Source organism: Cytobacillus sp. FSL R7-0696 (assembly GCF_038006865.1).
Lineage (GTDB): Bacteria > Bacillota > Bacilli > Bacillales > Cytobacillaceae > Cytobacillus > Cytobacillus kochii.
Genome location: NZ_JBBOWA010000001.1, coordinates 2,094,559 through 2,107,251 on the forward strand (window position 1 = coordinate 2,094,559; position 12,693 = coordinate 2,107,251).

The following is a 12,693-nucleotide window of genomic DNA, read 5'->3' on the forward strand; positions in this document are numbered from 1 at the left end:
AAAACGTCAATTGTTAAGAGGGTGTGTGCTATCTTTCTGAAGGTGATTTGAGTTAAAATAAATGGTGTAGTTTTTGATTGAAGGAGTGGGTCATGTGATCTCTGGATTTGGCCAACAGGCATTGGTTAGTATTATTGTACATTTAATATTTATTGCTGTAGCTTGGTATGCTTTGCAAGCGATTAAAATTGATACGTGGATCAAGGCGAACCATGTTTTTCAAGCAAGGGTATTATATGTATTGTTATCGATCGCACTTGGATCGATTGTCGGTAACTTTGTGCTTGATTATCTTCTTTGGTCTCAACAACTTCCATTTATTTTGCAATAATCCATTTGTCAAAAAATAGACCTGAAATATAGGTCTTCGTACATGTTTTCATTTGCTCAAAGTTTGAGTACAATGCATGATGTTGCTATAAATTTTCTTAAAACTATACATATAAACTGACTTAATCTTCACTCAACTAGTGGATGTCAAAATGTGACGATAATTCCCAAGTATGCGGATCTCTCCTTTGGTAACAATGGTAGTAAGGGAGGGAGTTTAAATGAAGAAGTATTCATTTATATTTTCTATAATGGGAATTGTCGGGTTAGTTTGGATTATTTTCGGCAATCATTCGGATGCAGCATCTGTAGAAGAGCTTTCACTAATACAAATCGCTCAAACTGTACAGGACGAGAATATTTTAATTCAAGAATGGTCAGTTCATGCAAGGGAAAACTTGGAAACATTACAAACCTTTGCAGAAGTAAAAGCATATACTAAAGAGATGAAAAAGAGTTTTACAGACTGGAAATGGTCTGTCCAAAAGGAATCTCAAGAAAGATATGAAGTCATCGGGACGCTTAAAAAAAATGATCTGACTGAAACGATAAAAATACTTTCAACCGACACAAAAAACAATGTACAAACGTATGTCATTTATGAGGCGAAAGGTGCTGGCTACAAAGGCAGTATCCAGGAAAATATGGGGAACTATATGAAAAGTCAGATGTCTGACATTTTTACTAAAAAACCCAATATTTTCTCTTGTATCATTGGTCATTATGATGGTAATATGAGGGAGTCTATGCTTGAACAAATGAACGGATTATTGTCCACATTTAATGCGAAAGAAATAGAAGCGTTAGAAGAAGAGCAATTTATTTCGACATCGGCATATTCACCTATGTTCAAAGAGTCTGTTACAACGGATGGCAAAGATATGAATTTACAAATTGGCTTAAGAAAAGAAGGGTTGGGCGCTAAGACAACTATTGTTATCGGCACACCCATCATAACGATTGAATATTAATATAGAGAAAATGGACGCGGAGGGGAATACACTTTGGAAAAAATCATCGTCCGCGGCGGAAATCGGTTAAGTGGCACAGTCAAAGTAGAAGGCGCAAAAAATGCTGTTTTACCGGTAATCGCTGCAACATTGTTAGCAAGTGATGGAAAAAGCGTAATTCGTGATGTCCCAACTCTCTCCGATGTATATACAATTAATGAAGTATTACGTTTTTTAAACGCCGAAGTGGGGTTTGATAACAATACAGTAACTGTTGATGCATCTAGAGAGTTAAAAGTAGAAGCACCATTTGAATATGTTCGAAAAATGCGTGCATCTGTTTTAGTCATGGGTTCACTATTAGCGAGAAATGGAAGAGCAAGAGTAGCATTGCCAGGCGGTTGTGCGATTGGTTCACGCCCGATAGATCAACATTTAAAGGGTTTTGAAGCAATGGGTGCAACAGTTAAGGTTGGCAACGGTTTTATTGAAGCAGAAGCTCCAGAAGGAAAACTGCATGGTGCAAAAATATATCTTGATTTTCCTAGCGTAGGCGCAACAGAAAATATTATGATGGCCGCTACATTAGCAAAGGGTACAACGATTCTAGAAAATGTAGCAAAAGAGCCAGAAATTGTGGACCTTGCGAACTTCCTTAATAAAATGGGTGCAAAAGTTCGTGGTGCTGGAACAGGAACGATTCGTATTGAAGGTGTGGATGTATTATTTGGTGCTGAGCATCATATTATTCCAGACCGAATTGAAGCAGGTACATTTATGGTAGCAGCAGCCATTACAGGCGGCGATGTTCTTGTCAAAGGTGCTGTACCAGAACATGCGACATCTTTAATTGCAAAAATGGAAGAAATGGGCGTTCAGTTTATCGAAGAGGAAGAAGGCGTTCGCGTCATCGGCCCGTCAGAGCTTAAAGCTGTAGATATCAAAACGATGCCTCACCCAGGTTTTCCAACAGATATGCAATCTCAAATGATGGCACTATTGCTTCATGCCAAAGGCACAAGTGTTATTACGGAGACTGTATTTGAAAACCGCTTCATGCATGTGGAAGAATTCCGTCGCATGAATGCAGATGTGAAAATCGAAGGTCGCTCTGTTATTATGGAAGGACCATCCAACCTACAAGGTGCAGAAGTTGCCGCAACCGATTTACGTGCTGCAGCTGCTCTCATCTTAACAGGACTTGTAGCAGACGGCATAACACGTGTAACAGAATTAAAACATCTTGACCGTGGCTATGTCGATTTCCATAAGAAACTAGCGAGCTTAGGTGCAGACATTGAACGTGTGACTGAAGCAGACGAAGATATGTCTACAACTGAACAAACCATCATTACTGATTTGAATGCCTAAAAATGGCTGAACCACTCATCTTTTTAAAGATTAGTGGTTTTTTTTTGGGCTAAGGATGAAAATGCAGATGTACATATATGTGAGATAAGTAATGTGTGGGCGCACAGAGTGTATAAAACTGATGAGATGTGTGGCAAACAGGAAATGCGCACAAATAGAGTTCACAAAACCATCAATTGTGTGGGCGAAAAAAGACAGAAGTTCATCCACAAATTTTTTTTAAGTGTTGTAGGACTCTATCTATGATTTGGTTGTGGACTCAAAACTATTCATTACCATAGTGAAGGTGAACATTTACCTCTCGCAAAAAGCCCTCACTCCATTTTCTCTTGGTTCTCTATCTCTACCATTACATACGAAATAGCTACTTTACTAGAGAAATTCAATAGTGGGATTTTGTCATAATGGCTCTATTTCGACCATATGATTGAATGAGACGTGAATCTTGATGGAGGCTAGCATATGACAAAATTCAAACCATTCATCGTACTATCAGCAGTACTCTTTACACTTGTATTAATTATTCCAGCCTTACTAGTAGTTCTTCCTTTCGGAAATGATGAGAAGCAAGAGAATCGGGAGGCTGTGACTGCGGAGAAGAAGAAGGAGGAGGCAACGCCTTTCACCTCGATGGAACCTGCAGTTGATGTGGCAGTTTATCGCACCGATGCCAAAAAAGTGGAGACATTTGCTTTTGAAGACTATCTTATTGGGGTTGTTGCTTCTGAGATGCCTGCTGAGTTTGAGTTAGAGGCGTTGAAGGCACAAGCACTAGCAGCGCGAACGTATACCATGCAGCATCTACTGGCAGATGAGGGCTCATTACCAGATGGTGCCATGATTACTGATTCCACTGATGATCAAGTTTTTAAAAACAAAGAAGAGCTCAAGAAAATATGGAAGTCGGATTATGATTGGAAAATCGAGAAAATTACGCAAGCAGTTCAAGAAACAAGTGGGCAAATTCTTACCTATGATGGTAATCCTATAACAGCAGCGTTCTTCTCAACAAGTAATGGCTATACGGAAAATGCAGAAAATGTTTGGGCGAATGCCACGCCGTATTTAAAAAGTGTCAAAAGCCCCTGGGACATTGATACACCAAAATTTGCTGATCAAATCTCTATCCCTGTATCCGAATTTGAAAAAAAGTTAAATGTGAAAGTACCTTCGGGTCAAACTGTTGCTAAAATTGTTGAGAAAACAGATGGTAATCGAATAGGGAAAGTAGATATTAATGGAACCATGATTAAAGGAACAGATGTTAGAATGAAATTAGGGTTGCAATCAACTGACTTTACCCTGAAGAGAAATGGTGATCAGATTAATATACAAACAAAAGGGTATGGACATGGGGTTGGCATGAGTCAGTATGGTGCAAACGGTATGGCGAAAGAAGGTAAATCATATAAAGAAATTGTTTCTTATTACTATAAAGGAATCGAAATTAGTGAATCTGATACGATGGTGGCAAAATTAACTGCACAAAAGTAAGTTTAAACAAACAGCTTCAATCGGAGCTGTTTGTTTTCTGTTTGAATATAGACCTATTGGTACTTCAGTATTCAGAATATAATTATTTTGATAAAACATGTATATAAAAATCGAGTTAGTAAAAAATAAATCCAAAAAAATATTTAGATGATGTATATATCTTCTGGAATCTGTTCAAACTGATGCCAGAGGTGATGAAAAATGAGAGAGGAAGAAAAAAAGACTTCTCAAGATTCTAGTTTTAAAAAGTTTATGAAGAAACGTTGGGCTTATCCAGCAATTTACATCGCGAGTGCAGCACTCATACTTAGTGGTGTTCTATGGTTCCAAAACAGCAATGAAAATGCTTCAGACACAGATGGATTCGATTACGGTGAGACAGATCTTACTGGCAAAGGTAATGAGGATGCAGTTGAAGTGAATAATGCAATGGAGAACTTTGTGCTACCGGTAGAAAAAGCGGACGGAGCAGTAATCCAAACTAAATTCTATGATGTACATGGTGAGGAAGCGGCTCAAGAAGAAGCTTTGGTATTCTACAATAACACATACCAACCAAATGCAGGTATTGACATTGTTATGGAAGATGGGAAAACATTTGAAGTTCGTGCAGCATTAAGTGGAACAGTGACTAAGGTGGAGGAAGATGCAACACTAGGAAATGTCGTTGAAATTCAGCATGCTGAAGGAATTGTGACACGCTACCAATCCATTACTGATATGAAAGTAAAAGAAGGTAGTGTAGTGGAGCAAGGAGATACAATTGCTCAATCTGGTCAAAGCCAAATTAACCAAGAAGCTGGAGAGCACGTACACTTTGAAATCCGTAAAGATGGTGTAGCTGTAAACCCAGAGGAGTTTGTTGGTAAAACGTTAAGTCAATTGGAAAAAGCTGAAATAGCTGAAGAGAGTACACCTGCTGAAGATGCAGCCCAAGAAGGTTCAACGGAAAGTGCTGATGATGAATCAGATGCTGCGCCAAGTGATGAAGGCCAATCAGAAGATGATGGTGCAAGCAATGAAGATGAAACAGACGCTGATGCTTCTTCAGATACACAAGAATCATAAATAAATGTTGAGACAAAAATGGAAAAGTTTCGACATTTCTCGGGAAATATTCATTCGTGAATATTTCCCTTTTTATTTCTTATGGAGTTTGAGTAGAATGTATTGATAGTAATGAATTTCTCTTATATGTAATGAATAAATCTTGTCCAGTAAATGCTTGAAGTCTAGAAGCAGACTGTAGAGGTGCCAGTAAAGTGAAAAACTCTTCATCGTCTTGGAATTCGAGCACACGATCATCTGCAGCCCCAATAAGTTTAGCTTGCGATGTATACATTTCATCAATGATGGTTAATGGTTGAAAAGCGTAAATATGATTATCCTTAAGGTTGTTGAGAGCTTTTAATTCTTCAACGCTTAATCCGTATCTACCGGCAATTCTCCATAATGTTTCCCCAGGAGCGACAATATGTATAAATGGTTCACCTGATAAACCTTGATAATTTGTAGGATATGGAATGTCTAGCGATTGCCCTACAGTAATATAATTGTCTACAAGTTGGTTATGTATCTTTAATTCTTCGACAGAAAGATTATGTTTTTTGGCAATACGATAGAGTGTGTCATTTTTTTGAACTTTATAAGTAGCGGCTTCTGATGATTGCTCATTCAAGCTGAAAATGACAGCAAGGATAATGACTGTAGCAGCCAAGATGCCTGTTAATTTCATTCTTCTTAATTTCATCCTTCTTTGTCTCGCTTCAAAGATTCTCTCTTTCCGTGGCTTTAACACTGTCAAAATAAATCACCCTTCAATTGGAAAATAATTGTTATATAACCATGTTTTATCTATTGGCTCGAATTTTAGTGTAAGTCAGGGATGGATTAAACAACAATAGGAATAAAGAATCTCTTGTTCATTATAAAGAATTGGGTATTTGGTTTTTATGTATAGACTTTTATCACTTTTCGTTGGTTACTGAAATACATTTAATTGAGTGATTAGAACTAAAAATTCTAATTTGTAATATAGCGTAAGAAAAAGGGTTTGCGAAACTTGTCGAAAAATAAGTATTTATGATCAGGTCTAACAACCCTTTTGTAAGTCATAAGTCGCAGGTATTAAATAACAATCATGTTATATAGAGAATGTCTTCTTAAAAAAGATTGCTTAAAATGAAAAAAACATACCGTTACTTGTCCTACTTGTGTTTTTTGTGCATATATTTTAATCCAAGCTAATAAACTGTTACAAACCTTACAAAGAGAATGTTTGAGGTGAGGGGTCGTTTGTTTAGTAACAGCTGTATAATCTCTAGGATATGTTTAGCTACTGCTCGGCAGGTTTACCTGCTACTCTTTTAACAACTAGTAAAACACACACTATAAGACAAAGTAAAAACGAGTCTCATTTCACACTTCTCACATCCAATTTAGGGAGGGCGAGTAGTGTGCACGATTACATCAAAGAGAGAACCATCAAGATTGGAAAGTATATCGTGGAGACGAGAAAAACGGTTCGCGTAATTGCGAAGGAGTTTGGCGTATCCAAAAGTACAGTCCATAAAGATCTTACAGAAAGATTGCCTGAAATAAATCCTGACCTTGCTAATGAAGTAAAAGAAATATTAGATTATCATAAGTCCATTCGTCATTTGCGAGGGGGAGAAGCAACAAAGTTAAAGTATAAGAAAGAAGAGCTTGAAGAAGAACCCATCAAATAATGTATGAAGCGGGCAGAGGGAGGTAAGGTACAACCATCTGCCTGTTTAACCTTACTCCTTTATTACTTCAAAGTGTTCCCGCAGCTTTTATCCCAAGAATCAACCATTTCAACAATTTCTCCTTAAAAAGTCACAATATATTTTGACAAATAGTTATTTATTCTCCTAGAGATGTGCTAAAATAATTAACTAGGATATAATGAACTTGATATGTGCTTTTGTTAACGTGGAAGCCCTAGAATATACATAAAATAACTCTTTTCTCAGGTTGCTTGAGAAAGGCTTTTGTATGGGGAAATATTCGTGCGGAAACGAAAAATCAATGATAGATTGCTTACATAAGCAAAAAACACAAAAGGCATTTTACTTGCCTATTAAGCCATTTGAACTGTAAAAAATGAGAAGAAGATTAGTTGCGAGGAGGAAGTTAGGAACAATGTTTGCAAGAGATATTGGAATTGACTTAGGTACGGCAAATGTACTGATACACGTAAAAGGAAGAGGGATCGTTTTAAATGAACCTTCTGTTGTAGCCATTGATAAAAACACGAATAGAGTACTAGCTGTCGGTGAAGAAGCACGCCGTATGGTGGGGAGAACGCCTGGAAATATTATTGCTATTCGCCCGCTAAAAGATGGTGTAATTGCTGACTTTGATGTAACGGAAGCGATGCTTAAGCACTTTATTAACAAATTAAATGTGAAGGGTTTTCTATCTAAACCGCGTATTCTTATTTGTTGCCCTACCAATGTAACGAGCGTTGAGCAAAAGGCGATTAAAGAAGCAGCAGAAAAAAGTGGCGGTAAGAAAGTCTATCTTGAAGAAGAACCGAAAGTTGCCGCAATTGGTGCGGGAATGGATATTTTCCAACCAAGTGGTAATATGGTCGTAGATATTGGTGGAGGAACAACGGATGTGGCTGTTCTATCTATGGGTGATATTGTTACATCTTCTTCAATTAAAATGGCCGGTGATAAATTTGACAATGAAATTCTCCAATACGTTAAAAAGGAATATAAGCTTTTAATTGGTGAGCGTACGGCTGAAGATATTAAAACTTCTATTGCAACGGTATTCCCTGACTCTAGAAATGAGAGCATGGAAATTCGTGGTCGTGATATGGTTTCTGGATTACCTCGCACAATTACTGTTCACTCAAAAGAAATCGAACAAGCTTTAAAAGAGCCTGTAGACGTGATTGTCCAAGCTGCAAAAAGTGTTTTAGAACGAACACCACCTGAACTATCAGCAGATATTATTGATCGTGGCGTTATTCTGACTGGTGGAGGAGCATTGCTTCATGGTATCGATATGCTTCTTGCTGAAGAATTAAAAGTACCTGTTCTCATTGCTGAAAATCCGATGGACTGTGTCGCAGTTGGAACTGGAATTATGCTTGATAACATTGATCGTTTACCACGAAAAAAATTAAGTTAACAAATGAGTAAGGCTGACCTAATGATCTTCTATAGGCCAGCCTTTTCGTTGAAGAGCAATGCATTTACCTCTAAGTAAATAATGCTAATTAATTATGCACCCTTTCCGATATAAAAGGGAGACGATAATATACGGGAGTGACCGATATGTTTAGAGGGTTTTACACTGCAGCATCAGGTATGTTAACGCAGCAAAGAAGAACGGAAATGTTAGCTAATAATATGGCCAATGCAAATACACCTGGTTTTAAAGCAGATCAAACAGCAATTAGCAGTTTCTCTGATATGTTACTGCAAAGAATAGATAGTCAAAATATCCCTACAGAAAACGGGTTTCGTATACCAGTTAACGAAACAGTTGGAAGTATTAGTACAGGTGTATATTTACAAGAAGCTATGCCTTTATATACCCAGGGTGATTTAAATGAAACAGGTCTGGCTACAGACTTATCGCTTGAAAATGGTAATCTTCCGGACGGTAGTGCATTGTTTTTTACTGTTGCTGGTGAAGATGGCAATACAAAATATACACGCAATGGTAATTTCACATTAGATAGCCAAGGATATTTGACTTCAGCAAGTGGTCTATACGTTTTAGATCAAAACGGGAACAGAATCCAACCGGGTAGTGAATCATTTACCGTTAATGATGAAGGGTATTTAACAGATGCAGCTGGAAATACCACACGCATTGGCGTAGCTTATGCGGAAACAACAGAAAATCTTCTAAAACAAGGAGATGGGCTCTTCGCTACGGAAGATAATACTGCTTTGCAAAATGGTTACGGTAATGTTGCCTTTCGTATCCAACAAGGTTTCTTAGAACGTTCCAATGTTGATACCTCAAGAACGATGACAGATATGATGGCAAGCTATCGTACGTTTGAAGCCAACCAAAAAGTGTTACAAGCATACGACCGCAGTATGGAGAAAGCAGTAAACGAAGTTGGCCGTCTTGGATAACAACTAGGAAGTTATAAGGAGGCGATGAAATGAACCGTGTAATGATTACAGCAACAAACACCTTATCACAATTACAAAAGCAAATGGATATACATGCCAATAATATGGCGAATGTCGATACTACAGGTTTTAAAAGAAGAGAAGCGTCTTTTGGTGAACTTCTCGTTCAACAATTTAATAATCAACCTGCTGAAGAACTAATGGGCGTACAGAGAATGACTCCAGAAGGTGTTAGACAAGGTGTAGGGGCTAAACTTGCCCAAGCTAAGCTAGTGAGCACACAAGGCAGTCTAAAATCAACTGATCGGGCATTAGACTTCGCTTTAACAGGAGAAGGTCAATACTTCCGCATTCTTCAACAAACCGAAAACGGTGCTGAAATCCGTTATACAAGAGACGGTTCTTTCCATCTTACGCCGTCAGGGAATAATGAAGTGATGCTCGTAACTGGGAATGGTGATGCCGTTTTAGGACAGAATAATGAACCCATTACTTTTTCGTCAGATGTAAACCAGTTTACATTATTGGAGCAAGGCAGACTCCAAGCTCAGACTGCTAATGGAGGCACTCAAACGGTAAATCTTGGGATTACGGTCGTCCATAAACCACAATATTTAACACAAATCGGTGAAAATATGTTAAGCTTGCCTGCAGAGGCTGAAATGGATGGCATTGATATTTATACTGATTTAGCTGGGCAGTTTAGTGGCGATATTTCACTGTCACAAGGTGTCCTAGAACAATCAAATGTCGACCTTTCAAAGGAAATGACCGACCTAATGAACACACAACGTTCATACCAATTTCAATCACGTTCAATAACGATGGCTGATCAAATGATGGGCCTCATTAATGGAATTCGTTAAAGGGGAAGAAAACGATGTCACTTAATAACGAGCAAGATTCGTCAACAAGAATAACTAAACAAAAAGCGCAACATAATTCAACTACTACACGTGAAGATAAAACCACAGTGAACCGAATTAGAGTGCGACTTATACCGATCTGGCTACGAATTATTATTGTGCTAGTTTTACTTGCCATTTGTATCATCGCGGGTGCAGCGTTTGGATATAGTGTGCTTGGTGATGGCCAGGCAACAGATATCTTTAAAAAAGAAACGTGGATGCATATGATTGATTTGGTTAATAAAGAGAACTGAAGAATGGGGAGCGCATTGATATGCCTCCTTTTTGTTTTGTCTTATTTGAAGAATTTGAAAATGAACTTGTTTTATCTTTGCATTTGGCCTTTTTTTTAGTACAATAATAATTAATATTATACCTATTATTAGTAGGAGGTACTAAAAATGCTTGATATTAATGAAATAAAAGAAATTATTCCTCATCGTTATCCCTTTTTATTAGTAGATAAAATCCTTGAAGTAGAAGAAGGTCAACGAGCTATTGGCATTAAAAATGTAACGGCTAATGAAGAATTCTTTAATGGCCATTTCCCTGATTACCCCGTCATGCCTGGTGTTTTAATTGTTGAAGCATTAGCACAAGTAGGCGGAGTGGCAATGCTGAAAAAAGAAGAAAATAAAGGCAAGCTCGCTTTCTTCACTGGGATTGATAAATGTCGATTTAAAAAACAAGTGAAGCCGGGCGATCAGTTACGATTAGAGGTCGAAATGACTCGTGTGAAGGGCCCGATTGGTAAAGGAAAAGGTGTAGCAACCGTCGACGGCGAACTAGTTTGTGAAACAGAAATGATGTTTGCATTGAAATAACATCAAAAGAAGTAATGCCCACTTTATATAGGGCATTACTTCTTTTTTTTCGCTGCAAGGCACTTAACAGGCGGAAAATTTTACAATTAACCAATTTGAAATTTTGTTCAGGTTTTCGGGAACGATAACAAAAGACCACAATAGAGGTCAAAAATTTTTGAAATTGGAAGGGAGTTTTACCCATGAATACAAAATTGTTAAAATTACTGTCTGCATCTGCTTTAGCGGCGACCATGCTTGTAGGTTGTGGAGCAAACAACAATGAGCAAGATCCACCGCCAGAAGATAATGAAAATATTGAAGAGCCAGCAGAATTAGAGGATGGAAACGACATTAATAATAATGATCAAGACGATCTAAACAATGATGATGATGGTATGCTTGAAGAAGACAATAATACAGATGAAAATTTAAATGAAGAGGCACCTGCGGACGAAGAAAACAAAGATAATATGTAAATAAAAAAGAGGTTCCGATTAATCAATCGGAGCCTCAAAAGTTTAAAGATATCCACGCGAATATTTCGAGTATGTACATCTCAAAAAATCGGGTAGAGATCCTCGGAGAAAGCATATATTAGCTTTTCCTTATTTTTTATTACTCGTCAATCTTTGCGCTCTTTTCATTTGTCCTTTAAATTCAGCAAGAAGTTTTTCGCCGCTTAACCCTTTAGAAACGAGATCACTAAGTAATATCTCTGCGAATTCATTTCTTTTATGACGAATGCTCCCTAAGAAAAGGACACTCATATGTTCTTCAAATTCATTAATGGATGCAATTTTAGTTATGAAATGTGCTGGATCATTATCTTTTTTCGTAATTACTACTTGTAGCGGCACGTCGATTTCTTTTTTGCGGAGATTGGAAAAGAAGGAAAGGTGCTTTTTATCAATAAAGGCCTCGAGTAGCCACCGACTATTCTCATCCTCTTTATTAATAATGAGTCCGTCCTCCAATTCGACATCTACTAACTCATCCTCATCCCAAACCTGCATGGAAACTAGCTTAAATGTCTTCATGCGACCCCTCCCTTTCTCAAAAGTTAACTGAGTTGTCTAAATTATATCATAGAAGATATACAAAACGAAAATATCTTACAAAAGGTAAGTTATAGATTATTTACCCCTTTTTAGGTCCCCTTCACACTTATAAAAAGAAATAGTATATGCTTAAGGAAAACAGATTGAAGGAGATAAAAGTTGGAAAAATATCGGACCAATACCTTACATTTTACATACCATTTCACATGCTCTCCCAATGAAATAACAGCAAGCGATAAACGTGATACTGCAAAAATTCTGTCGATAAATATTTTTTTTACAATAAAGATTAACAATCAATTATATTTCCAAGCAGATTTACCTGCCTTTGAATTTTATAAAGCATTGGCGAAATGGCAAAAGAAATGGTTGAAAAATCAACAAGCGGCATTTTATTATTTTTCAATTGAGTATGATGAAGGAGCTATTTTAGAAATGATTCCTTTTCATCAGTTAGCACGATTGAACACTAGCTGGCCAGAAGCTGAGATTTATCATGTTTTTGCCCACCAATATCTTGTAAACGAGCTAAGCTTATTAGAAGGAAATTTAAAAAACGATATAGAACGTTATTTTGATATTAAAATAAGTTCATTTATGCCTCATATTCCTTATAGAGAAGAATGTTGAAATTTGTCGAAATTTAT

At 37.3% G+C, this 12,693-nt stretch carries 15 protein-coding genes; 13 read left to right on the top strand and 2 right to left on the bottom strand.

Annotation, left to right across the window (positions count from 1 at the left end; all coding sequences use genetic code 11):
* Window positions 1–94 precede the first annotated feature (94 nt).
* From MKX29_RS10835 to MKX29_RS10855, 5 genes are all read left to right on the top strand, one after another.
* Complete coding sequence (locus MKX29_RS10835) at window positions 95–331, top strand: DUF1146 family protein (RefSeq protein WP_224936937.1); 237 nt, start codon at window positions 95–97, stop codon at window positions 329–331.
* A 220-nt stretch (window positions 332–551) separates the two neighbouring features.
* Window positions 552–1,301, top strand: a complete 750-nt coding sequence (locus MKX29_RS10840) for a YwmB family TATA-box binding protein (protein ID WP_224936745.1) — start codon at window positions 552–554, stop codon at window positions 1,299–1,301.
* A gap of 33 nt (window positions 1,302–1,334) precedes the next feature.
* Entirely contained in the window at window positions 1,335–2,651 is a 1,317-nt protein-coding gene (murA, locus tag MKX29_RS10845; protein ID WP_095371609.1) for a UDP-N-acetylglucosamine 1-carboxyvinyltransferase, read from the top strand.
* A 462-nt stretch (window positions 2,652–3,113) separates the two neighbouring features.
* Window positions 3,114–4,145, top strand: a complete 1,032-nt coding sequence (spoIID, locus tag MKX29_RS10850) for a stage II sporulation protein D (RefSeq protein WP_281203266.1) — start codon at window positions 3,114–3,116, stop codon at window positions 4,143–4,145.
* A gap of 201 nt (window positions 4,146–4,346) precedes the next feature.
* A complete protein-coding gene (locus MKX29_RS10855; protein ID WP_224936743.1) occupies window positions 4,347–5,213 on the top strand; it encodes a M23 family metallopeptidase in 867 nt (288 codons plus the stop codon).
* Between the two features lie 79 nt (window positions 5,214–5,292).
* On the opposite strand, the gene MKX29_RS10860 is transcribed toward MKX29_RS10855, so the two are convergent.
* Complete coding sequence (locus MKX29_RS10860; protein WP_263624189.1) at window positions 5,293–5,949, bottom strand: LysM peptidoglycan-binding domain-containing protein; 657 nt, start codon at window positions 5,947–5,949, stop codon at window positions 5,293–5,295.
* Between the two features lie 652 nt (window positions 5,950–6,601).
* Here MKX29_RS10860 and spoIIID point away from each other — a divergent pair.
* The 7 genes from spoIIID to MKX29_RS10895 all read left to right on the top strand — a co-directional run bounded on the left by spoIIID (window position 6,602) and on the right by MKX29_RS10895 (window position 11,464).
* Window positions 6,602–6,874 carry a sporulation transcriptional regulator SpoIIID gene (gene spoIIID / locus MKX29_RS10865; protein ID WP_095371613.1) on the top strand — a complete coding sequence of 91 codons (273 nt, stop codon included), beginning with the start codon at window positions 6,602–6,604 and terminating at the stop codon, window positions 6,872–6,874.
* 436 nt (window positions 6,875–7,310) lie between these two features.
* Window positions 7,311–8,312 (top strand): rod shape-determining protein, encoded by a 1,002-nt coding sequence (locus tag MKX29_RS10870; protein ID WP_224936742.1) that lies wholly within the window; start codon window positions 7,311–7,313, stop codon window positions 8,310–8,312.
* Window positions 8,313–8,458: 146 nt separating this feature from the next.
* A complete protein-coding gene (locus tag MKX29_RS10875) occupies window positions 8,459–9,274 on the top strand; it encodes a flagellar hook-basal body protein (protein WP_224936741.1) in 816 nt (271 codons plus the stop codon).
* Window positions 9,275–9,303: 29 nt separating this feature from the next.
* Window positions 9,304–10,140: a flagellar hook-basal body protein gene (locus MKX29_RS10880; RefSeq protein ID WP_224936740.1), complete on the top strand. Its 837-nt coding sequence runs from the start codon at window positions 9,304–9,306 to the stop codon at window positions 10,138–10,140.
* 14 nt (window positions 10,141–10,154) lie between these two features.
* Window positions 10,155–10,436: a DNA-directed RNA polymerase subunit beta gene (locus tag MKX29_RS10885; protein ID WP_095371617.1), complete on the top strand. Its 282-nt coding sequence runs from the start codon at window positions 10,155–10,157 to the stop codon at window positions 10,434–10,436.
* A 147-nt stretch (window positions 10,437–10,583) separates the two neighbouring features.
* Window positions 10,584–11,006 carry a 3-hydroxyacyl-ACP dehydratase FabZ gene (fabZ, locus tag MKX29_RS10890; protein WP_095371618.1) on the top strand — a complete coding sequence of 141 codons (423 nt, stop codon included), beginning with the start codon at window positions 10,584–10,586 and terminating at the stop codon, window positions 11,004–11,006.
* A 182-nt stretch (window positions 11,007–11,188) separates the two neighbouring features.
* Entirely contained in the window at window positions 11,189–11,464 is a 276-nt protein-coding gene (locus MKX29_RS10895) for a hypothetical protein (RefSeq protein ID WP_224936739.1), read from the top strand.
* Window positions 11,465–11,593: 129 nt separating this feature from the next.
* Here MKX29_RS10895 and MKX29_RS10900 read toward each other — a convergent pair whose 3' ends face one another.
* A complete protein-coding gene (locus tag MKX29_RS10900; protein ID WP_095371620.1) occupies window positions 11,594–12,025 on the bottom strand; it encodes a YwpF-like family protein in 432 nt (143 codons plus the stop codon).
* 180 nt (window positions 12,026–12,205) lie between these two features.
* Between MKX29_RS10900 and MKX29_RS10905 the strand changes: the two genes are divergently transcribed.
* Window positions 12,206–12,676 (top strand): DUF7878 domain-containing protein, encoded by a 471-nt coding sequence (locus tag MKX29_RS10905; RefSeq protein WP_341105467.1) that lies wholly within the window; start codon window positions 12,206–12,208, stop codon window positions 12,674–12,676.
* The last annotated feature ends 17 nt before the right edge of the window (window positions 12,677–12,693 follow it).